A 23,210-nucleotide genomic window follows, 5' to 3' on the forward strand; every position below is an offset into this window, starting at 1 on the left:
ATGTGGTTATTTCCGTTGGTTACAGAGTTAAATCTTCGCGTGGTACTCAATTCCGCATTTGGGCGAATAAAATTTTGAAGGAATATTTATTGAAAGGCTATGCTATTGATAGAAATCGTCTTCAGGAACAATCTCGCCAACTGGATGAGTTAAAGCAAACTGTAAAACTCATGAGCAATGTAATGGAGAGGCAGAATTTAAATACAGATGAGGCAACGGGCCTGCTCAAAGTAATTACAGATTATACCTATGCCCTGGATGTGCTGGATCAATATGATCATCAGAATCTTCAGATTGATTCAACAACTTCAGAGAACCTGTTTGTTATTACTTATCATTCAGCAATGGAAGCGATCAAAGAAATCCGATACAAATTTGGTGGTAGCAGCCTGTTTGGGAACGAAAAGGATGAATCTTTTCAAGGTTCTTTAGCCGCCATCTATCAAACATTCGGCGGTTAGTACCTTTATCCGAGTGTAGAAGAGAAAGCGGCTAATCTGTTGTATTTCGTAGTTAAAGATCATTCATTCTCTGATGGTAATAAGCGCATAGCAGCTTTTTTATTTGTCTGGTTTCTGGAGAAAAATAATATTTTATATCATTCCGATGGATCAAAAAAGATCGCTGATAATGCCCTGGTAGCCCTAACATTGATGATAGCCGAGTCTAAACCTGATGAGAAGGAGATAATGATAACGGTTGTTGTGAATTTGATTAACCTCCGAAATTAAATCTGTCAGATGTTAAGCAAAATCATTCCGGACAACAATGAACCAGGATAACACTACTTTATCGTACTTTTAATTTATAAACGTTAATCATGCAATGGCTCTCTTAGAGAAATATGCTACCGGCTATGTTATGTCAAAGGATGGAACAAGAGTTGGTTACAGGCAAACCGGGTCCGGGCCGGGTGTTATTCTTGTTCATGGCGGGATGATGACCTCCAAAAATTTCATGAAACTTGCCAGCTTCCTATCCAATGAATTCACTGTTTATATTCCGGACAGGCGGGGCCGCGGCTTAAGCGGTCCGTTCGGCCCGAACTATGGCATGGGATCAGAAAGTGAGGATTTGCAGGCATTAATCCATCAGACAGCAACGGATAAGATATTTGGGCTTAGTTCCGGTGCTATTTGCGTACTTCAAACGGCCATTATAGAACCAGCGCTTAAAAAAGTAGTACTTTACGAACCTCCGATCCCGGTCAGTGGAACTGACCCTGCCGCCTGGGGCAGCCGCTATGAATCAGCCCTCGCCCGCGGAAACTTTGGAAAGGCAATGTTCATAGCCATGAAGGGCACCGATGATCCCTCTCTGTTTACCGCCTTGCCGGACTTTCTTATTGCACCATTGCTGAATATTGCGTTAAACGCAGATGCAAAGAAACAAGCAGGCGATGATGTACCCCTGAAATCCTTAGTACCAACCATGCATTACGATCTCATATTGGTACGTGAATCACCTGTCCTAATAGACCGGTGTAAAGAAACTAAAGCTGAAATGCTACTGATGGGTGGAACCAGGAGCCAACGTTACCTTAAAATTGCACTTGACACATTGGGCGCTACTTTGCCACAAGCAAAGCGTGTAGAATTCCGCGGTTTGGGACATATAGCCGCCGACAACGATAACAGTCCGGAGAAAATTGCAAAAGAGTTAATAGGTTTTTTTCAACCTGGCGTGATGGGATAGCGGTTTAATCCAAAATCCCTTTACAATAAGTATATCAATATGCTTCCTGTTAAAACTAATGGTATTGCTATTTTCAAAGTTGAAATGGTTTTAACAGGTCATCTTTGCTTAATTCTATTAACGTACTGACCATAACAATTAAAACATAATCTAGGCTTGAATTTACGGGGCTCATCATTTGTCCATACCACTATGTCTTTATATCCGACAGCCATCTTTTTCGGTGGGCTGGCAATAATTATATCCCCATCTACATCGAATGCATAGGATTGTCCTATATGAATTTTTTTTAGTTTGGAACGGTGAGGTTTTTTTTCACCTATTGGAGAGATAACTACACTTGTATCATTCGCGTCGTTTGTTGATACCAGGCCGATTAGTAAGCATTCCTTCAGGTCCCTTATCCATATCACTTTGGCATATGTCGTGTCTTGCGGTTTACTTTGTCTTCCGTTTGAATTTGCGAAGATCAAAAAAAGGAATAATGGAATAGCGTTCATATGGTTATTTTTTCCAGGAGTTTTAAGGTAACTAATATGGGGAGCAGCTGTAGCCGTATTATTCTCTATATTCGTCTTTTAGCATTAAAAGAAGGAGGGAGTATGTTTTCATGGACCTAATTACGTTTTTAATCTGTCGAAAAAGTATTGACTGTTCATGAAGGTTAATGCCTATAAACATATAAGCCATTACAATTTAAGCATGGTCTTGGCATTAATTTGTATGACCCGTTATTCGTCCAGACAATAGAATCTTTGTATTGGTATGAGAAGTTTCTGGGCGGACTTGCTATCACAATCTTCTTTTCAACTATGAATCGATAATCTTTGCCCACCTCCATTTTTCGCTTTTTAACCCGGTTTTTATGGTTATCTAATGGGGAGAGAAATACAGACGTATCTGTTGGGTTATCACTAGCAACGACCCCAATAAGCAAACACTGTTTCAAATGTTTTATCCATATTATTTTAGACGTTAATGTGTCATTTGATTGATGACAGGGCTGGTAGGAGGGTAGGAGCGCTGTATAGAGAAATAGCATTATTGTGTTCATGGCGTTATTTTTTTTTCTATTTTGTTAACAGGAGCAATTCTTGACTTGTATTGTATGTAGATAATATTCCCAATATTTAATATCCCAATTTTTTCCACCTTTCTTGGGTCAGTTTTTACAGCTTCATCATGAGAGTTTAAGAAATTTGAATTTTCATAATCGGTGTTTGCGCTCATTGCCTTTGGAGAATTCGGATATTTTTTTGCAGCAATATATGCTTCTAATGTCTCGTGGAGCATTGAAACTCCAGGGTTAGAATTTGTAACGTCATCGATCGCAGAAAGCTGTTGAGGATTGACCAGCTGTTGTGCAAGTACTTTTCCATCATCTTTACCGCCTGCAAATGAAGTATTCCCCCCAAATTCACCGCCAATTAATAAAGCATCTTCTTTTGTATAATTGTCTGAAGAAGCATTAATATTTACAATAGTATTTTTATCATTAATGGCTTTTTGAAGTAATTTGTCTGCCTCCGTTCGAGCTGTTCCTCCTGTAATCCCGACCATTCCGTTATCTCCAAAAGACAATTTCAAATTTGTTGAATTCTGTAGTTGTTCAAATGCTTCCTGGGCTTTGTTGCCTCTGATTATCACATCTTCTGGTCCCATACCATCGGGATCAATAAAGCGTATTGGATTGTCGAATGCGTAGTTGAAGGGAGAATGTTTTCTCATTTTTTCAGAAAGAGGATCAGGTACGTGCCACCTGCCAATTTGCGGATCGTACATCCTGGCGCCATAGTCGTACATTTCGAGACCGGCGCCCGTACCGAATTCCCGGTTTTGCAGCTCCTTACTGTTGTAGCGTAGTTTGTTTTCAGGATAATTTTTGTCCATTAATGCGTTATAACTAATGCCAGCCATTGTAAGGCCGAAGGGATAGTAGTGGTAGGATTCGAGGAGAGGTCCAGCGCCCTTTGTTACGACCAGGTTATCAAAGAATACATCCTGTAAGCTTTCGTTACTGGTGAAGATGTATAGGAACCCGGTTTTTGCAATAACCATTTTATCTGTAGCCAGGGATTGTAATTTATCAGGGGTTTCGCCGATCTGTTTCACACCGCTATTATCATCCACTAATTTAAACTGTTCGTCAAACAGTGCAAAATTAAGATAGGCCTTCAGCCTTTCTTTTTGAAAATCCTTAATGCCATCCCTTGATTTCAGGTGATTAATATCACTAATGGTTAGGGGGAAGGGGTATGCACTGTTGTTAATACTACCGGTATGGATGTCTCCTGATGAGATTGGGGAGGAGAGTATCTGCGCTAATGATGATATAACCTGATCTACCGGAGTGATATTTTTTTTCTCTTTTGGACCTGTCGATTTATAGAACGCATTGGTGGCTATCTGAATGGTATCGCCTGCCATTACGCGGAGTACCAGCGAAGGACCTATTTTATTTCCACCAGACCTGGCATTTAGTTTTGCCACCGATTTGTTATTTTCTTCACCAGGATAGCCAACAGGTTTAGGAGAACGGGTTGCATCGATATTACTGAATAATGCATTTTCTTTCCTGGCTGCCGGGACTTCCATAGTGGCCGCGTACACGCTGAAATCACTCTGCTCTGTGAGTACAGTACGGATATTACCCAGATAGTCCTTTATAAAGTAATCGTAACAGAATTCCGGCGGCGCTCCTGGTTTATATATAACCCTGATCCGGCCTTCTTCGTGCGGTATTTCCACCAGGGTATCATTCCGGTATAGAAATCCACCGACGTAATCGAAAGTGGTAATTTTTCCGGTACCGGTGTAGTCAGCGATTTTCCTGCTTAGTTTGTTTCCCGCTGCATCGTACTTGTATTCCAGGATTCCTTTCCCCAGCATGGTAATACTATCCGGGAGATTGAGGAAGTTGTATTTTGTTATCATTTGTCTGTTGATATCGACTATTGTATTCCCGTTATTATCGAACACATAGTCCTGGTTGACGCCATTGGGGATGTCAATAAAATCTCCCAGGGTGCTTTGGGGATCATTGGCGCTGTCTGTGATATAAAAGAGCTTATTGCTGTTGGGGATGTATACATATACCAGGCTGTCGATTGTCTGTGTCACGGTTCCTTTAAGGCCGGTTTGTTTCATAGAAAGAATATTCCCGTTGGCATCATAGTTGACGCCGCTCATGGTGAAGTCCAGCAGGTCATTGCTCCAGTTTGTACTGCCCGCGTTTTGCTGTGTGAAATCCGCAGTGGTTAGCCGCCCCGGATTATCGTAAGTGTGGCCATATGCCCTGGCGAATCCATCATTCCGGTCTTTCCATCGCACGCCGGCAATATCTCCATTGAATTGATTGGTATTGAATCCATATTCATAGGAGATATCTTGTCCGAACCAGTTGGTGGTGCTGCCGGGGGTATTTACAAAGTCCTTATTAATGCTTTTGAGCCATCCCCGGATGTTGTATTCATAATTCAATCTTTCCAGCTGACTACTACCGGAGACTCCTAAACGTTTACCTTTTAACTGTCCTAATTCATTATAGGCGAGAGTGGTAATTGTTTTTTCGATGCTGGTGTCATTATACATTTTCTTTATCGAGATTAATCTACCGGCGGGATCGTAGTTGAAATTGGTTCGCAGTGTGGTTAGGGGTGTAAGTGTGCTGAGCGGGTTCGTATGGCGGATGTAAGTGCTCAAAACTTTGCCGGTAAAGTCGAATAGTGTAGTGATGGTTTCTTTTCCGCCTTTCGCGTTATCCCGGATGATCTGTATGGGCCGGCCTTTATCATTGTAGTAGGTGGTGGTCGCCAGCCATTGGTTGGCGCCCAATACCCTCACGACGCTACCGGTTACCTTACCTGTTACCATTGTGCTGGTTCCGGTAACCGGCTCTGCATATGGATTGGCGCCTGCCTGTGGTTTAGTAAAATCTTCCGGGAGAGCGGGGGATACACCGGGGAAATTGTAGGAGTCATAGTAAGTGAAAGTCAGATAGGTGACTAAGGAACTGGAAATAGACATTCCGCCTCCGCTCAGCGAATCTGCCAGTTGCTGCCGTGCAGTTTTAGACGTGTATAGTGCAGTTGCACCGGGCCGGTTGAGGAAGTCGTACAATGTAATGAACCAGCTTCCACCTGCTTTTAGGTTACCATCCCGCTGAAATACAAGCCTGTTGCGGACATCATACACCATTTCTACAGAGTCGGCGCCTGGTATTTTCCTGATGATCATCCGGTTCCGCTGATCATAACGATAGAAATAACAAAGCTCTGCGGCTGTCAGGCTATCAATACTCCATCCTGCTGAGCTGATTGTTTGTACTGCTTTGGGGGGAATTACACAATGCAGGTTGCCTCTGTCGGTGTATACATAGTAGGTGTTTAGCCAGCCATTATGGCCATCAGCAGCACTGTCAGACAGCTCTGCTCTTTTCAGGATCACGTGGTTTTCCTTATCACGGAATTCTATGACCCTGTGTCCATTTTCATCTTTTGATACATTTTTGAGCAGCTCTCCCGGCGGGTATACCTGGCCGGCAGCACTGGTGGGTAATATGCTGTTGGGTGGGATTGTCCAGATTCTGACGGCATCGAGGGCATTGTTGACCAGGTATTGCATTTCTACGGGTTTGTATCCGCCACCGCGGGCCCAGGTATTGCCCGGCGCGAAAGATCTGCGGACGCGATTGAGGGGACTGGGTTCATATTCGGTTTCCGCATACAATACTGAATCGCCGCTCACTCCGGGGTTCAGGGTGGCCGACATATAGAATTGCCGTTGATTGTTGAAAGGATTTAGCTTTAATTTCCCATCGTTCACGTTGTTACTTTGTGGTACATAGGGGAGATATCTGTAAAGTTCTCTGCTGAAGGGATCATAGGCAACCGGCTGGACAAGGTCTCTCCCGGCGGGGGAAATCCCGCGGTCTACGGTTTGTGTCAATCTGCCGAGACCATCGAAATAGGCGGTGGATTGCCCAACCGCATTGGCGGGGGCGGACCTTACAGCGCCGGTATCGGTATATGGGCCCAGGGGGCTCCATGTTCTGATCAGGTTAATACTTACACAGGTGCAGGTAAGCGGAGGAGCGGTAACACTGGTAGCTGATGGCCGCTGGCTACTGGTATCGGGGATGTTCTGTGCGTGACAAACAGTGTGAAGCAGCAGTAGTGCTATCAATTTAGTTATGAGGGATCGCATATCAACAGGGATTTAATAGGTATAGGGCATGGTATATTTATATTCAAAGTGTTTAAGAATCTTTCCGTCCATATTCCGGATCAGTATTAATCTTCCGAAACTGTCATATTCATAGGTGGTTGTCATCCCGCCGGGATCTGTTTCACTGGTAATACCAAATTGGTTGTAGGTGTAAGTAGTTACCAATGCTCTACCTTTCAGGGCCGTGCGGATCTTATTCAGCTCGGCTCTCATGCCGGCATCGGGGGTGTTGGGGTTCTGGATCACCGGATTATCGGCCAGTGTTACAAGATAGAGATAGTCGCTCCCCGTCACCTTAGCCACCGGATACCGGTAATTATATCCCCACAGGTAGGCTTCTTTAACATCCATTGTTGGATATCTTTCGACGATGTTGCCAATAGAATCATAGGTGAAGTTAATTTCCGTAGAATCTGCAAAGCTGGTGTATGTACGCACCTGGGCGAGGTGGAAGGTGTCATTGAACTGATCGTTGAAAATATACTCTGTCCCGCCCATGAATTTTGAACCACTGCCTGCGCTCAGGGAATCCACTTCTTCCATTGGTTTGTAATACCGGTTGACAAATAAAAACAATCGCATTCCATAATCATGTGCAGATAGTGGGAATACCAGTCCTTCGTTGAAACAGTATCTGAAGGTTTTTGATTTTGTGATGCCGTTGTTAAGCAGTACGGAGATTTTTTTGATGGGCCGCCAGCCGAGATTTGCATAATAATCGGCATCTGAGTACCAGGCATACTTCGTGGTTTGTCCGAAGGCGCCGCTGTTGGTAAACGTTGAATCTGATTCCTGAAACGGAAGCATAAACTGGCCGGCTACATTGTATGTTTTGCAGGCGGCAAAAACGGGCAGTTCATTTACAAGATCTGGTTTTTCTCTAAACTCAATGGAACCGGGTGATTTAAAGTATGCTTTTACTTTAAGGCCCATCTGACCGCCTGTGATCGTGGTGAAGCCATAAGCCCAGCTTTTCTTCCGTAATAAGGTACCGTTGTTGTTGTAGTATTTTTCATCCTGCAGTTGACCACGGAGATAGCTTTGGTCGGTGACGGGCACTATAGGATAATCATAGACAGAAGGGAGGATGTCCCGGGCATAGCTATACCGTCTGTCGATCCAGCCATTGCCGTCTTCTATGGTGCGTACTTCGGGGTATACCACATAGCTGCCGCCTGATGTTGCCAATGGATAACAACTGGAAGGGTATAGCTTCATGTAGACGCAGGTGATATCTGAGGAGTTTTCTACATTCACGATTCTGACGGGTGTGATGAGCAGTCCGCTGGTTAGTGTTGAATCGGTGCTATAGAGTTTGTACTGGTAACGTGTTTTATGAGTTTTTCCGGTAACGGGATCGAAGTCCTGTATTTCTTTCACCCTGATGCCACCCACATTCCGGTTTTTCGCTACCCAGTTTCCGTTGGGAGTATTGATCAAGGGCGTGGTGAGATCCGGATAAATCTGATCGTCCGGTAATACTAATGCCTGGTTGCCTTCATAAAAGAATTTCCGGTATCCGCCGGTGGGGTAGGTGATCTTATTCAGGACGCCTGCTTCGGCGTTGACTGCGAAGACATTGCGGTTACTGAATCCGGTTACATTGTAAGTATAACCGCCAAAAGTATAACTGATATTCGGGAGAAAGTAAGTGTTGCCTAATTGACCATTGGCAAACCCCCAATAGTCCACTGCGCTGGACAAGCGTGCGGGTAGGCTTGCACCGGAATATTCAAACTTATATTGCAGGCTGTCCGTCTGTGTGATATTATATTCCTTGAAGCCGGTAAGTTTCAGGCGTTGCATAAATGGGCCTCCGCCGGGATTGAAATAGTCATAATCAAAGCGGAATCGCTTGATCATGTTGAATACAGGATCGTAGAAATCGATGGATGAGAGGCGGCTGCCGCCTTGGGTGTCTGTTCTGTCGGTACTATTGTAAAAGAAAGCGGTACCACTTTCTCCTTCTACTTTGCTGAGTGTGTATTCGTTGATGGTGGACGTGACAAAGATCTGATCTGGGATGAGATTAAAGCCATTGCAGATGCTTTGTATTTTCTGCATGGGCAGATAGGCGCCGGAGATGGTTTTCAGTACAGTGGAGGTATAATCATAAGACAGGACGATCTTATGCTGATCATTCATATCGGAGATTTCCTGTAAGGGCCATCCACTGGTGTAGCCGGTTGGCGTGATAAAATTACCGGTCTGACTTTCATAGCTGACGGTTGTTCTGTCTATCTGCTTAATGCTGCCGCTTGCATTCTTGCCAAAAAAGTACTTGTTACCTTCATCATCGTATATTTTCCAGCCGCTGATGGAGCCATCTGTTTCGAATATGGGATTAATCTCCAGCGGTGTATTCTGCATCTGAACGGTGCTGCCGTCTTCTTTAAAGAAAAAGCTACCCGAATAGCCGTTGAAATTAAACAGGAAGATATCTGGCTCCAGGTCTATGTTCCCACGGTAGTATTCATTCACATACAGCATATCGAAGCAGGAAAAGGTGGAAGGTTTCTTAGATGAATTATTCAGCATCCCTCTTGGGGCATCATCTGCGATTCCCTTTAATATGCGTGTTATCCGGTTGTTGGCATTGGGAATGGTAAATCCTAGTCCCAGGTTGCTGGCTTCTTCTTCTACCCGTACACCGCCGGTATTATTGTAGTTAAGTGAGAACTGCATGGAGAGCGCAGCACTGGAAAATGTGAATAGGGGGAAGGTTACCGGCACCGTTCCTGTGTAGGTGCCGATGGGGCGTTCGAGTACTCTGTATAAAGTGGCGCTGTTGGGACTTACCGGAGCCACTGCAGGTACCTTGTTGGAGAATTGAGCACGTATTGTAAAGGATAGTAATATAAAAAATAGCGCTAGGGACACTTTCATTGTCATAGAGATTGAGGTTATTTATGGGGGTATATGAGGGTTATACAAAGCTGTCTCGGAATAGCTTGTTTATGGAAACTTTTTCTAATTCAACCGGTCTACATGAAGGGAGTATTTTTTTTTGAGAATTTCGTAGCATTCAGCATCCCGGAGTGGGCAGTCGTAGCTGAGAAAGTTCGGAGTGGTTACTGTTTTCCGTAACTTTCTTTCTACCTGTATTTTTTTTGTTGGTTATGTTCCGCATGCATACAGCCGTGGAAGAGGTGGCGGGTGAGGATATGTATGATTGTGTTGTAGTTATTATCTGACTACTTTTAAAGTAGGATTAAATATGGTTGGTGCATCACTTTGCTGCCTATGCAGGATATAATTCGTCAGTACCCTGATTAACCGGTCGTACCTGGAAATTCTTTTCTGGAAATTGGGTTGTAGAATTGTTTTTTCTAAATAATGAAGCGTGATTAAGAACAACAGGCTGATTCCTGTCATGGTTTTGAGGATTGAAATCAGGTTTTCATAGGTTAATTTGCCGATATCTGTAGCGACCAGCATGGTAAAGAAACTTCCGGCGAGAATTGTAAATAGTATTGAAAATGCTTTGGCTGTACTGAATTTATATACCGGTTTCCTGCTTTCATTCCGAAAGTATTCTATCAGTACCTTTGCCTGGTCAATAGTAAGTGTTTCTCCTTTTAGCCAGTCGAGCAGTAATGCCAGATGTAGTTTCTCAATTTCCTCCGGTGTCCACTGTGGGATATAAAAGACCCAGCATTTCCAGTATGTATTCGCGATGTCGAGTTTATATTTCATAGAGTACCATTTTAGAATAATACCGAACTTTTGGTCTCTATATAGAAATGCCAGGAGTAGCACCGATGCTCCAGTGATAAAGGGTACTACCGACATGTACTTTTTGATGCCGTACAGATATTGAAAGGTAGATAATACAAACAGAAGAATACCTGTTACCAGCAGCGTTTTTGACTTATAATTCCATCTCTTCTTAAAATGTCTGAAGAACAGGTTTTTCGTTGACAAGATTTCTTTGTCGAAAGAGAGCAGTTGACAAGTAGTCATTGTAAAATACTATTACAGGTTATCGATCATCGGTATAAAATCCGATGCTACCCGCCAAAAGTATTTTAGAATAAGATAGGAATGAGTTATATAGTTGTTAATCAATTTGATTTTAGAAACACGACAGTCGAAATTACCTTCTCTGTTATGTGCTGCAAATATCATTTTGTACTATTCTGATACAATTCGTATGGAAATTTTGTTGAACGGAAATACCTGCTTAGTTTTGAATTGTTGCAACAGAAATTACTGCATACTGCGCAGATGCGAGCCTAACGGGCTTGGCTATATGAAAGCCCATTGTGTTAACCTAAATAGTTTTTTTATGGCAAAACAAGATGGAATCATTCCCTTGAAGGGAACGATAGGAAACTTCACTTTTTACAAATCGAAAGACGGGTATATGGTACGCACAAAAGGGGGCATCGATGCTAACCGTTTGGCCACAGATCCGGCGTTTGCACGTACGCGTGAGAACATGGCTGAGTTTAGGCACGCCGGGAAATCCGGGAAGCTTTTGCGCAATGCATTTCGCACGGTGTTGGTGAATGTCGGCGACAGCCATCTCCCGTCACGTCTTTCGCGTGAAATGGTGAAGGTGCTCCAGGCGGATACCACTAGCCTTCGCGGACAGCGTAATGTGATCGATGGAGAAGCGGAGTTGCTGAGAGGCTTTGAGTTTAACAGTAACAGTCCGCTGACTACTACGTTTTCTGCCCCTTTCACGCCGGCAATTGACCGCGTGGCAGGAGTACTGAAAGTGGATGTACCGGCTTTTGTGCCTGTCGCCATGATAGCTGCTCCTCCTGGTGCTACGCATTTTAAGATGGAGGTTGCCGGGGCGGAGATTGATTTTGAAGCCGGCGCCTTTGTCAATGGGATCAATGCAAGCGTGGAGATACCCATCGATGAGACGCTGACGGCTCCCTTAAATCTGACTGTGAATGTAACAGCCAACAGTACGAAGCCGTTGTTCCTCGCATTGGGGATAGGGTTTTATCAACATGTCAATGGAAAGATGTACGGTCTGAAGAATGGCTCGTATAACGCGTTGGCACTGGTGGAAGTCTCTGGTCTTCCTGCTGCAGGTGGCGGATGAGCGGAGTAAAGCAGACAACAGCAGTTTTGCTGTTGATTAGTTTTCCATGACTGGTATTGATGACACAACCTTACAGGTTGTCAGAGGCGGCAGGTATCCGTGAGCGGGCGCCTGCCGCTTTTGTATTGCGTAATGCGTCAGCCCAGAAGGGATTTTGTCAGGATGATTTCCCTTTGCAGCCTCTTGACTTATTTTGTAATTTAAACCATTAGTTATGAAAAAAACTAACCAATCAGGGAGCCTTCTGTCTCGTAACGAACTACGTTTGATTAATGGCGGCAGGTCGGCTTTTGATTTGCCTTTTATTGGCGAAGGTGGGGTATGTCTCGCAGTGGACATTTTGGGTATCCTCATACAGGTCGGGATTTGCGAGTCGGGGCTAATATGTGACCTTGTAACAAAAACATGTCGTAGAATATAGATTGGACCGGAGTTTCAGCACTTTATTGCCTATGGTTATCTGCCGTTTGTACTGGCAGATAACCATAGTTTTTTTGTGTGATGACCTGGTGGGTTGCCAAAACGGGTACATGTTTCTGAGGAGAGGTGTGCCGATTTTATATTTTTGTACGGATTTTTTTGTGGTCTCCGAAAAACTGCCACGCGATTCTTAGCGTATGTAATTACAGTTTACACAGCATTGTTAACCCTGACAACCGGACGCCTGCGGGCGGACTGCATTTTTAATCTCTCCGCCCGCGGAGATCGGGTTGTTAATCAAATCATGACTAATGAAGAAATTCCGCAACCGCGAACAAAAGATATTCTCGGAGAATATTGCAAAATTATTTCCCCCCCCCCCAAACCCTTATCAGATAATGAACTGCGTGATATGTATGCGAGATTATGTTATTTTCCCATCTATCTAAAGGAACATCTTCGCAGGGAATTTGGATGGACTGAATCGCAATTCACTGGATTTGTACTGCCTTTACTAAATGGCAGAAATATGAGGCCAATAGAAGAAGAAATAGAAACAGCACTTGTGATCATTAAAGAACAACTGTTTCTATTACTACGATACCTGGATATTTCCCCAGGTCTTATATCTATCCTGAATAGTGGCACCAATGGGAAGTCACTATAGCTTTGCTAAGCAACTCCTGTTTAGTTTTTAACCCTTTCTCTTTACTTATCAATTTATGGTTCATGTTGAGTGTTTATACAGATACCTCTGTAATCGGGGGCTGCTTTGATATTGAGTTCAGAAGGTTTAGCAATGTATTGTTTGAAGAGTTTAAAACAGGTATGAAGCATCTTGTTATTTCGGAGCTGGTATTATTGGAATTGAAGCGGGCGCGGGAAGAAGTAGTTCTAAAATTGAATGAGATACCTGCAAGTTTCAAAACGGAGTATAAAAACACAGCGGAAGCAGCTGAGCTGGCAAAAGCTTATATTGCCGGTGGAGCGTTGGGTAATAAGTGTTATAATGATGCATTACATATTGCAATAGCCACTCTTAGCAAGGCAGAGGTACTAGCCAGTTGGAATTTTAAGCATATTGTAAACTTAAATCGAATAAAGTTGTATAATTCCATTAACTTACAGATGGGTTATCAAACAATTGAGATCAGAACACCACGAGAAATTCTAATACCCGTTGACTATGAAAAAGAATAAGAAAAAATATGATGCGGTTGCAGAAGTCCGGAAGATCCGGGATGAACTGAGTGTTAAGTACTGGAATAATCCTGAGTTACTATCCCGTGACCTGAAAGAAGCAAGCGATTGGTATCACAATAAAGTAAAAGTGCGTGCTGCACATAAGTAACATTTCTAAACGTACCCGAATCTGTATAACTTTATTGCCTATGGTTATCTGCCGTTTGTACTGGTAGATAACCATAGGTTTTTTATATACATGTGTCATGATCGGGGCATTACCTGCGTTTGTCTGTAATGTTAAACCGGGTTAATCGCGTGCTCGCAGGTTTACGAACAAATAACTCATTTAAGTCTCCATTCGAGCACGAGCTGTTGTCTGCAATAAAAGAAAATGGGAAAAAGTAATGATGAATTATTGTCGCAGTTGTCCTTTTTAATTTAGTGTCAGAATGGTTTTCCTCCCGAGAATGTACAGCTAACGAATTATGGATAGTAATACACGCATTTATTGTTGCCAGACTTATATCACCCCTACATACTTATTCCGGGCCAATATATTATGTTATGTGATTTATGGGTATGATTATATTTCTTCTTGTCAGGTCCCTATTCAACATTTGTATTAAGAAAAGTCAAAAGTACTTCAAGTTTTATAACGAGGAACGACTGTATAACTCCCAGGGATAATAAATCCCCTGAAGTCCTTTACATATAGAATGTCGCCTGCCCCCCCCTGCCGGAGGCTTGTATCAATTGATGGGCCTAGTAATCAGGTACATCACAGGATATCATTTGAATAAAGTGTTAATGACTTTATAACAGCTTAGTATGCTATTAAAATGAAATTTATGAAAGGCCATAATAATAGAATGAAGGTACCTGCTACCTCAGCATTGATGTTATTTTATACAAGACCAATTTATACTACATCCCTGGAACAGCAATACCTTGATAATATCGACTTTGATGAAATTAATGAATTAACTACCGGTATGGACGCTGCTTACAGTCTTTTTGACCAGATGTTACTTCTTCGCAAACAATATATCAGGAGAATGCTTCAGGAAATACTGGCCGATAGTTCATATCAGCAATTGTTAAGCCTGGGAGCAGGGCATGATCCTTTATCTTTTCATGTTTTAGAAAATTACCCTACTGTTTTTGAAAACATATATGAAGTGGATATTGCCAATATGAATAATAAATCCAGTTTTTATAAACAGTATACCACAGACGATCAATTACTGCATTTTCTGCAATGCGACATTACCAATGCAGCAAAATTATGGCAAACATTAACCTCTAATGGTTATAACCACAACCTGCCTGTAATCATTGTTTTTGAAGGGGTTATTCATTTTATTACAGATGATGAATTTCTGGCTGTCATGCAGCTTTTTAAATCGGACAACCGCAGGAATATTGTGTTAATGGATTATACATTATCTGATGAAAGCGTTCCGGATACTGTATTAAAAGGACACCAGGGTTGTTTGCGTTGTGTGGGTAACTATGTAGAAGGACTGTTCAATACTCATACACGGGATGAAATGAAAGAGCTGGTGGAGGTGGTTGACGGTGAGATAATTTCCCTGCAATCTATGCAGGAAATAGAATATGCTGTGAAAGAATATAACGATTTTTTCACTCAACCAGGAGAAGGGATAGAGGAGATGCTCACTTTCAGAATATAGATATTTTCGGGATTAAACAACTCAAATTAGCATGTATGCATGAGAATGATAATTACTTCACACCTGACAAATGTAATGATTTAAGCCAGATCAGGGATGCAATAGATAACATTGATTGTCAAATAATCAGGTTGTTGAAAAAGCGTATTGAATATACAAATGCTGCGCATAAATTCAAGAAAAGTGAGATAGAAGTCAGAGATCCCGTCCGGGTAAGTGCAGTACTGGATAAAATTAAAATTAATGCCATCCGGGCAGATATTGACCCTGCACTCATCGAGAAATTGTACTTATTGATTATACCCTATTGTATTGAAGAACAACTGAAGTTATGGAGAGCGCATTACAGATAGTACTACCGGTTTTATACAACGATTGTCTTGATTTATAACAGCGCGATAAATAGGAATAAAATTATAAATCGTATGATATCCCATTCCTATGCGATGAAATTGTGGAATGTAACGGTAGCTGAAGACCTGCCCGTTTTTATATGGAGAACACCAGGTGAAACGGTGTGCAATATAATGATACCGTTCAGGCCTCCACAAAGCTATGACACAATTGATTTTTCGCATTTAATACCAGGTTTTGTTGTACAACCGTTTATTGGAGAGCTTTTATTCTATGAAGCTGACGTTTCATCCAGCTTCGGCATTCCGGATGCTCCGGCTCAACAACCGGCTGGCAGAAAAATGATTGAAATATTAGAGAATGCTGAAGATAGAGACACATTCTTATCCAATGTGAAGAAAACTGTCAGTGCCATAAAGGAAGACGTTTTTCATAAAGCGGTGCTTTCCCGGACGATTAAGATAAAGTTACCTGCCAATTTTCAAGCAGTTGATCTTTTTGAAAAAATGTGCAGACAATATCCAAACACTTTTGCTTATTCTTTTTATTTACCTGGGAGTAAAGAAATCTGGGTGGGCGCATCCCCGGAGACCTTAATCAGTGTCAAAGAGAACAGGTTATACGCCACTGCTATGGCTGGCACAAAACCCGCCGAAGATGATACAGCGTGGACTAACAAAGAGTATGTGGAGCATTCAATCGTTGGCGAATTTATTGAAAAATGCTTTTTGCAGGCGGGTTGCAAGCAGTATACTATAACTGGGCCTATTACAGCATATTTTGGACATCTGAAGCATTTACAAACCCATTTTTGTGCAGCATTGGAAAATGGGGAGTTGAATGTATTAGCAACGGCTATGGTAAAATTAATGCACCCTACACCTGCTGTTTGTGGTATGCCAAGCCCAGAGGCGAAGCAATTTATTTTGAACACGGAACCACATCAAAGAGATTTATACACGGGATTTATAGGCCCGGTAAATGTAGCAGCAAGAACGGACTTATTTGTTAATATACGGTGTATGCGTATTAATGGTAATATTGGAACCTTATTCGTAGGGTGTGGTATTACGGCAGCATCCGATCCGGAAATGGAACTTGCTGAAAGTGATATTAAGAGTCACGCTATATTAAACCTGTTGATGGAGCAGTAGCGAACGCCTGCGGGCGGACTTTATTTTCAATTTCTCCGCAAAGCCGCGCAGATTGTATCACCTGCGCGGTTTTGTATTAAAAGGTATTAGGGCCGGGGATCTATTTGTTGATTGATGGGCTCAAAACCATTTCCTGGCAATATCTCAAACATCATTTCGCACCAGGGATGTTGTCTGTTTCCGCGTGCTGAAATGAATGCTCTTGAAAGGAAAACCTTGTGCCGGTTCTGTATTTCCCATGTCTGGGTAACACCTGGTCTCCAGATATCCGTACCATCTTCATGGACGATATTGTACCGGAAACTTACATAGCCCTTAAATACTGCCGGAGTAATCTTATCTTCACCATAGAAACAGATATATTGATCTCCTGTTTTTACGTCATTCCAATAAGAGTCATAATAAAAATGCGGCACTATATTTTCGGCTGTAATTTTAGCATAGATCTTCTGTTGTATCAAAGAGGCCTGGCGATCTTTCAAATACTGGATAATATAGTTTTTTACGGCTTCCTTTTTTATCGGATCATCAATGAGTTCAAACAAAGGAAGAATGCCATTATCTCCAAAATCGATTAATTCGGCGTTTGCTACTGTGGAACTGGATTGCCAGTTCGCTATGTCTACGGTTGGAGTGGATGATCCAATTGGCGTCTGACCGATCAGACTCCGGGAGGGGTCTCCGCCAATAGTCCTGTAATGAAGCTGCTGAGAGAAATTTGCATTTTTCTCTTCGTCGCTATAACTGTAGTTCAACCCTGCGCCCAAATTAAATATCTTCTTCAAGCCCACGTCGATCCCGATTTCTGAAGCCCTCGACCGTTCACTTGCGATTGACTCGGACTGGTACATTACTTCCAGTTTGGCGCCTAATATGATATCGATAAGAACATGGGTTCCATATGCATTAACAATATCCGCAGGGGGCCTATTCTGAACATCGGATAAAAAGGTGGGTTGCAGGTACTGTTTTAATAAACTAATATCTGCATTCAGTTTGACCCGCTTCTGCTTTATTATCAGGTCATAACTACTGTAGATAAATTTGGTGGAAAGGTAGTTGCTGCTACTGAACGATGTTTCAATAGATCCTTTGAAAAGCGCGAGATCGAGAGACCCTTTTACTTTCGTTGACCTTTTCTCCAGGTAAGACCTTGCATTTTCACCAGAGGTCAGATTACCGGCCTGCGTTCTGGAAAGATCCCATTCAACCCGGAGTGGCTGGGCATTCTGTAGTGCATTTACGTTAATTACTGAAAATTTGGAAGCACTTGAATTGGCATATTCCCCCGTAACATCATAACCATATCCCAGCAGATCATTCTTACCATCTCCTGCAGACTTAACTTGAGCGCTTGACTGCCCGTTTTTTTTTGATGCAGGGTCTGTTTTTTCCAATTTTTGAAACGCTGAATCGTACTTGGTACATCCATGTAGCGCCGAAGCTAGTATGCCGGCAACAGTCACAAGTTTGACTGTATTTGCAATGCTGATTTTCATAGCGATGAATTAGTAGGGTGAAACAATATTTATTGAAGTTGGGTTAAGATGTGAAGGATTCCTGGCCGGCAAAGTTACTGGCTTTGGGGCTCAAATAGTTCTAAAGGTATTATATCAAACCTGTATTGGATAAGGTGATATTAAACGACGGGTCTTTTAATGAGTCAACATTTTATGGTACACATTGAATACTAAATAAAGTAGTGAAAAAATTACGGTCAATTAATTATGTCTTTAGTTGGGCTACAGCGCAAATTGAGCCAATTGTAGGTATTGCAATTAAAATTAATATTCTTATTCATTAATTAGGCTCGTTTGGGATCAAATATAAGCAATAGGCCTGTTGCTTAAAAGCAGGGGAACTCATTAAACTAAACTGATCATGTGTTTATTGAATTTGCCGGTTGTGGAGGATAGACCAACGTATTTGAATGAAAATACTATCTACTGCAGCAGTATCGTGTATGCTATCGCGTTAAAACAACAGATACGGATAATATTCATTATTGATCGCAAAACTGGCAGACACGATATTCTCTTGTCAACTGATCAGTCACTAGTCATCACGGAGGTCTAAAGCTATCAGGTGTTCCCCCTGGCTACAGACAGTCAGGGGGAACTACAATTATTAACCTTTAACGAAGGTGATGACTAATAAAATTATTGCTTAATCAATTTAAGTGTTCTTTTTTTACTGCCTAGCTGCAACTGTAAGATATATGTACCGGTATTATAGCGACGCGCATCAATTTGTATATTATAAATGCCGGGTTCCGTTATTTCATTTTTGATCAGATAGTTACCAGTTCCATTGACTGGTATTAATCTTAGTTGTATGCGCTCTTTCTGTAGTACCTCATAGCGGCAAGTAAAAGTTTGGTTGAACGGATTAGGGAATATTTGAAAGGCAGGGTTATTGCCTGCCTGTTTTGAGGTAGATGATAATAGTTCTCTGTACTGACCGGCAGTCTTTCCTTCTTTTGCAAGTAATGGAAGATTAGCTGGTAAACAGGAAGGCGGCGCTACTTGGGCAAGTTGCGCGTTACCATTAAGAGCTGGTGAAGCCCCTGCAATAAAAGCACTACCATCTGGATTGGGTACAGCATCACCAGGAATCAATGGGGTTGCCTGTGCCTGTTGTGCTACGATATTGCCGTTGTCATCTAATTCAAACAGCATTGATATATTGACAATACTATCGGTGTTACCTGTTAGCCGGGCTGCACTGTAAAATATGAACCTGGGCCCTGCTACTCTTGTTCTTGAGGGGCCTTTGCCTTGACTGGTATTACTTTTACCCTCATCGATACCCCCTATAGGGGCACGGGCATAACTCCCTCCATTTTGATTAATCACCATCGTACTTTCGTATTCGTCGAGGTCTGAAGCAACTCCCGTACTGCCGGATTTGTTGACATCCTGTGACATAAAATCCTTGGGATTAAGCGTTTTCAGGAATACTATATTTCCCAGGCTGTCTAATTTTATTATTTGTACCTGCTGCCCTCCTGTACCAATATCATTGGTGCTAGATACAATGAAGCTGTTATTAGCCTCCCTGCTTAATCTTACACCAATATCATCTCCTGATTGCAATATGTTTTTTTCCCATTTCCTGTTCAGATTACTATCCAGTTTTAACAGGAAAATATCCTTTCCGTACCCGATTCCACTTCCTGTACTGCCGGCAATCAATAATCCTTTATCATCAGTAATGACAAAACTTATTCTTTCAGTTGCATAGTTGCCAACATATTCGGCTGTACGTATAATGTTACCGGCTGTATTTAGTTCAGTCAATTTTATTTTTGTACCGTTACTTCCTATTATTATAGCTGCATTCTGACGGAAAGGATCGATGCTGGCATATTGATTATACAAGTCTGTTTGTTTACTCCATAGGATAGAACCGCTGTTATCTAACCCTAGTATCTGACCAGTTTGGGAGGTTGATTGTACATTGTAATTTCCACATGCAATTAATTTTTCATCATCTGCAGCAGTGATAGTTGTTAGTGAGTCTTTACCGGTAGTACCAAATGTTTTACTCCATATTTTATTTCCGGCGGCATTCAGTTTGACTATCCACCAATCTGTTAAACCATGGTTTCCCCCTGTGATATCTCCGTCATTGGAGGTAGTTGTACCACCAGTGATATAACCGCCGTATATTGTTGGAGCAATAGCAGTAAATCTGTCATCGCCGCTACCGCCCAACGAGTTGCGGCTTCCCATGGATATACCAGGTCCTGGCGGGCGTATGGCAGCAGTAACCATGGTACGGCTTGCACTAATACAACCGGTGCTGTCCTTTGCTGCCACATAGTAATTGGTTTGCGTAGTGAGAGGTGGTGTGAAAAATGTGGTATCTGCAGCCAGTAAATTTCCTCCCGTAGCCTGATTGTACCAGCTGTAATTAACTCCGGGAAGTTTAACAACGGTGAAGATAGCCTTTTCATTTCTGCATACGGAGTCGGTTGTAGCCTGTACCAGCGGGGCCACCGGTAACATCCGGCCGTTAATGGTAGCAACCGTCCTTACCGGATTTATACATCCGCCTCTTTCCGCCTGCGCATAGTAAAGCAGATTGCCATTAAGGGCCTGTACATTCAGTGTATTGCCGGTAGCAATCGCGGCGCCTCCGCTGGACTGGGTGTACCATCTGAAAATAGCACTAGCTGGCGCGGTAGCATTTAACTGAACAGACTGTCCACTACATACGCTGGTGATAGCCGGTGTTATTACAGGTGAAGGAACTACTTTATATGCGTAACCAATGTTTACGGTATTCAACAACTGTTGTAAACCGCTATTTAGTCTTACTTCCACACTGTTAAAAAATCGTGCCGGCGCCCATGAAACAAGTATCTGATCTGCAGCTAACAGCCGGATGTTAAGTAATCCTCCATTGATGCTCTTCCGGTCATTGTTGTATACTGCACCATTGTATGTAGCCACTTGAATACTACCCAATAATGACAGGTCAAGTAGTCCCACCGGGAAACTGAGGAAGATCCTGGCACTATCTCCCAGCTGGCTGATGGTGGAAAAATTTAATCTTTGTTCCACATAGCCACCTAATATCCCAAGTGTTACCCGCAGGGTAGAAAAGGTAGCCGGACTGCTATCTGTGGCGAATACCGGATTATTAACGTAACACCCTATACACAACCCGCTTATATTAGTTGTTTGCGAAGTAGCTGCATTACAGGGAACAGTTTGCGAATGGGCTGGAAGTATCTGCCATAACAGACATGATATCAGCAACAAGTAAAACTTAATCATAGGAATATTTTAAGAAATTATAGGAATAGTATCAACCAAGGTGGCGAGAAGAATAGGTAGTAGACAATGTCATTCAGTTGCAAGGTAGTATTCACTGCTGCAAGAGGAGTGCATATGTAGCTAAAATGCATCATAGCATACGTAACGGTGAAATTTTTAAGAATACTACCTGCGTTTGTCTGTAGATGAAACATCAAACGATATGAGATTGAACATGGCCCTCATTCTGCTGCGTAGTCTGTTTCCGTAAATCTCTTCCAGTTCCTGGCTGTTCAGGTTGGTGGTAACGTGTGTCAGCATTTTGTTACTGACGAGGAGATCATACCGGGAAAGTAATATCTCCGCCATTACGCAGCAGTTGTTACCCCAGAAGTTCATGTTTGTTTCCAGGCCGAGGTCGTCGAAGCAGTAGGTCCGCGGAATGTTGGAGTAGGGGAAGAAGGCACTGTGGCTGTATTTGCTGATGGTGTCGAATCCTGTTCTGCTGAATTCGAAACTGATATTCCGGCAGGAGACCACCGTATGCCGGAATGCTTCTGCACATAGTGAGCGCATCAGGTGCATCAGGGAGGTTTTACCGCAGCCGATCCTGCCGGTGAGCATAATCCCTTTGTTGAGGTCCAGACCTTCTTCTGTTGCGACAGCCTCATCACAGAGGAAGTAGGCGAGTAGTTTGATGACTACGGGTTTGTCTACTTCGTCTATCTTGAAATGCTGACTGTAGATGGATTTGCCGTGTGTTTCCAGTGACTGAATCAGCTGATAGTAATCATAGCGGGTCTGCGTAGCTTTTGTTTTCGTTGGTGTGCAGCCTTCCTGGCTTTGCGGGAGATTGGGTGTACTGGTCATTGTTTTGCGTTTTTAGTGGATGAATATTCAATGCCCATTTATGTGCGGCGGCCTGCCAGTCGGCTATGGGCGTTTTACCGCCTTGCAGCCATCCGTTGGCCTGGTAGTGATGAAAGAATTTGTCTGCTTCCGTTTTCGGGTAGCCGGCGGCGTTAAAAAACTCCTGCACCTGGGATAAAGCGGGGAGGTTACGGGTGGCGCTGCCGGTATTTTCCGCGCGGGGTGCATCCGTACCGGGTTGATCTTTTTTAGCTTCATTTTTTATATTTTTTTTGGGGGGAGGGAGTATGTTTTCTCTCTCCCGTTTTATATTGTTTATATGTTTATTATAAATGTGGCCCACTTTTGAGCCGGATCGTGTCCCATTTTTGAGCCATGTGTGTGGCTCATTTTTGTACTGGTCATGTGGCTCACTTTTGGGCCACGTGGAGCTGCTGAAAAGAGGTAGTTGCTCAGTAGCGGAACCGGAGATAAAATCTGCCAGGGGCATCATTGTTACGAGACTGGGCGCATAAGGATGTTTCGCTGGCCGGTAGGTGATGTATTGATATTGCTGCAGCTCTTTCATGCACTTCACGTAGGTGTTGCGTGAGCCGATACGGGATAGTATCATGACTTCTTCGCGCAGGACAGGAAAGGGATGCTGGAACCGGTTATGGTTCCATACCTGGAATAATGCCATATAGAGGCTGATGTGGTGCGTGCGCAGGCGATCGTCTTTCCATACCTGTGCGAAGAAGGCATTCAGGTGCCTGATATAATTAGTTTGGGTTGAGGATGTTACCAT

General features: G+C 42.8%; 17 protein-coding genes and 1 pseudogene. 10 read left to right on the top strand and 8 right to left on the bottom strand.

Annotation, left to right across the window (positions count from 1 at the left end; all coding sequences use genetic code 11):
- From rhuM to VM802_RS30340, 3 genes and pseudogenes are all read left to right on the top strand, one after another.
- A partial coding sequence (rhuM, locus tag VM802_RS30330; RefSeq protein ID WP_325537946.1) for a RhuM family protein occupies positions 1-461 on the top strand: 461 nt, incomplete at its 5' end.
- 18 nt (positions 462-479) lie between these two features.
- Positions 480-731: pseudogene (locus VM802_RS30335) on the top strand (type II toxin-antitoxin system death-on-curing family toxin); the annotation flags it as partial.
- Between the two features lie 94 nt (positions 732-825).
- On the top strand, positions 826-1,695 hold the full coding sequence (locus VM802_RS30340) for an alpha/beta fold hydrolase (protein ID WP_325537948.1): 870 nt from the start codon (positions 826-828) through the stop codon (positions 1,693-1,695).
- Between the two features lie 98 nt (positions 1,696-1,793).
- Here the strand turns inward: VM802_RS30340 and VM802_RS30345 are convergent, their stop codons facing one another.
- From VM802_RS30345 to VM802_RS30360, 4 genes are all read right to left on the bottom strand, one after another.
- Positions 1,794-2,195: a hypothetical protein gene (locus VM802_RS30345; RefSeq protein WP_325537950.1), complete on the bottom strand. Its 402-nt coding sequence runs from the start codon at positions 2,193-2,195 to the stop codon at positions 1,794-1,796.
- 550 nt (positions 2,196-2,745) lie between these two features.
- Positions 2,746-6,900, bottom strand: coding sequence for a DUF6443 domain-containing protein (locus VM802_RS30350; RefSeq protein ID WP_325537952.1), 4,155 nt, complete (start codon positions 6,898-6,900; stop codon positions 2,746-2,748).
- A 12-nt stretch (positions 6,901-6,912) separates the two neighbouring features.
- Positions 6,913-9,807, bottom strand: coding sequence for an RHS repeat domain-containing protein (locus VM802_RS30355; RefSeq protein ID WP_325537954.1), 2,895 nt, complete (start codon positions 9,805-9,807; stop codon positions 6,913-6,915).
- Between the two features lie 300 nt (positions 9,808-10,107).
- Complete coding sequence (locus VM802_RS30360) at positions 10,108-10,617, bottom strand: hypothetical protein (RefSeq protein WP_325537956.1); 510 nt, start codon at positions 10,615-10,617, stop codon at positions 10,108-10,110.
- Positions 10,618-11,209: 592 nt separating this feature from the next.
- Here VM802_RS30360 and VM802_RS30365 point away from each other — a divergent pair.
- The 7 genes from VM802_RS30365 (at position 11,210) to VM802_RS30395 (ending at position 16,790) form a co-directional block, all read left to right on the top strand.
- Positions 11,210-11,983 (top strand): hypothetical protein, encoded by a 774-nt coding sequence (locus VM802_RS30365; RefSeq protein ID WP_325537958.1) that lies wholly within the window; start codon positions 11,210-11,212, stop codon positions 11,981-11,983.
- Between the two features lie 949 nt (positions 11,984-12,932).
- Positions 12,933-13,070, top strand: a complete 138-nt coding sequence (locus VM802_RS30370; RefSeq protein WP_325537960.1) for a hypothetical protein — start codon at positions 12,933-12,935, stop codon at positions 13,068-13,070.
- A 62-nt stretch (positions 13,071-13,132) separates the two neighbouring features.
- Entirely contained in the window at positions 13,133-13,603 is a 471-nt protein-coding gene (locus VM802_RS30375; RefSeq protein ID WP_325537962.1) for a PIN domain-containing protein, read from the top strand.
- Complete coding sequence (locus tag VM802_RS30380; protein WP_325537964.1) at positions 13,590-13,754, top strand: hypothetical protein; 165 nt, start codon at positions 13,590-13,592, stop codon at positions 13,752-13,754. Before VM802_RS30375 ends, VM802_RS30380 begins: the two co-directional genes overlap by 14 nt.
- 682 nt (positions 13,755-14,436) lie before the next feature.
- Positions 14,437-15,282 (top strand): class I SAM-dependent methyltransferase, encoded by an 846-nt coding sequence (locus VM802_RS30385; RefSeq protein WP_325537966.1) that lies wholly within the window; start codon positions 14,437-14,439, stop codon positions 15,280-15,282.
- A gap of 35 nt (positions 15,283-15,317) precedes the next feature.
- Entirely contained in the window at positions 15,318-15,635 is a 318-nt protein-coding gene (locus VM802_RS30390) for a chorismate mutase (RefSeq protein WP_325537968.1), read from the top strand.
- A gap of 72 nt (positions 15,636-15,707) precedes the next feature.
- Positions 15,708-16,790 carry a chorismate-binding protein gene (locus VM802_RS30395; RefSeq protein WP_325537970.1) on the top strand — a complete coding sequence of 361 codons (1,083 nt, stop codon included), beginning with the start codon at positions 15,708-15,710 and terminating at the stop codon, positions 16,788-16,790.
- Positions 16,791-16,876: 86 nt separating this feature from the next.
- On the opposite strand, the gene VM802_RS30400 is transcribed toward VM802_RS30395, so the two are convergent.
- The 4 genes from VM802_RS30400 to VM802_RS30415 form a co-directional block, all read right to left on the bottom strand.
- Positions 16,877-18,289, bottom strand: coding sequence for an MAC/perforin domain-containing protein (locus VM802_RS30400; protein WP_325537972.1), 1,413 nt, complete (start codon positions 18,287-18,289; stop codon positions 16,877-16,879).
- A 660-nt stretch (positions 18,290-18,949) separates the two neighbouring features.
- Entirely contained in the window at positions 18,950-21,574 is a 2,625-nt protein-coding gene (locus tag VM802_RS30405; protein ID WP_325537974.1) for an Ig-like domain-containing protein, read from the bottom strand.
- Positions 21,575-21,739: 165 nt separating this feature from the next.
- A complete protein-coding gene (locus VM802_RS30410; RefSeq protein WP_325537976.1) occupies positions 21,740-22,423 on the bottom strand; it encodes a P-loop NTPase family protein in 684 nt (227 codons plus the stop codon).
- On the bottom strand, positions 22,344-23,210 hold the full coding sequence (locus VM802_RS30415; protein ID WP_325537978.1) for a hypothetical protein: 867 nt from the start codon (positions 23,208-23,210) through the stop codon (positions 22,344-22,346). The genes VM802_RS30410 and VM802_RS30415 overlap by 80 nt, the downstream gene beginning before the upstream one ends.

The sequence above is a fragment of the Chitinophaga sp. genome, from assembly GCF_035538455.1.
GTDB lineage: Bacteria > Bacteroidota > Bacteroidia > Chitinophagales > Chitinophagaceae > Chitinophaga.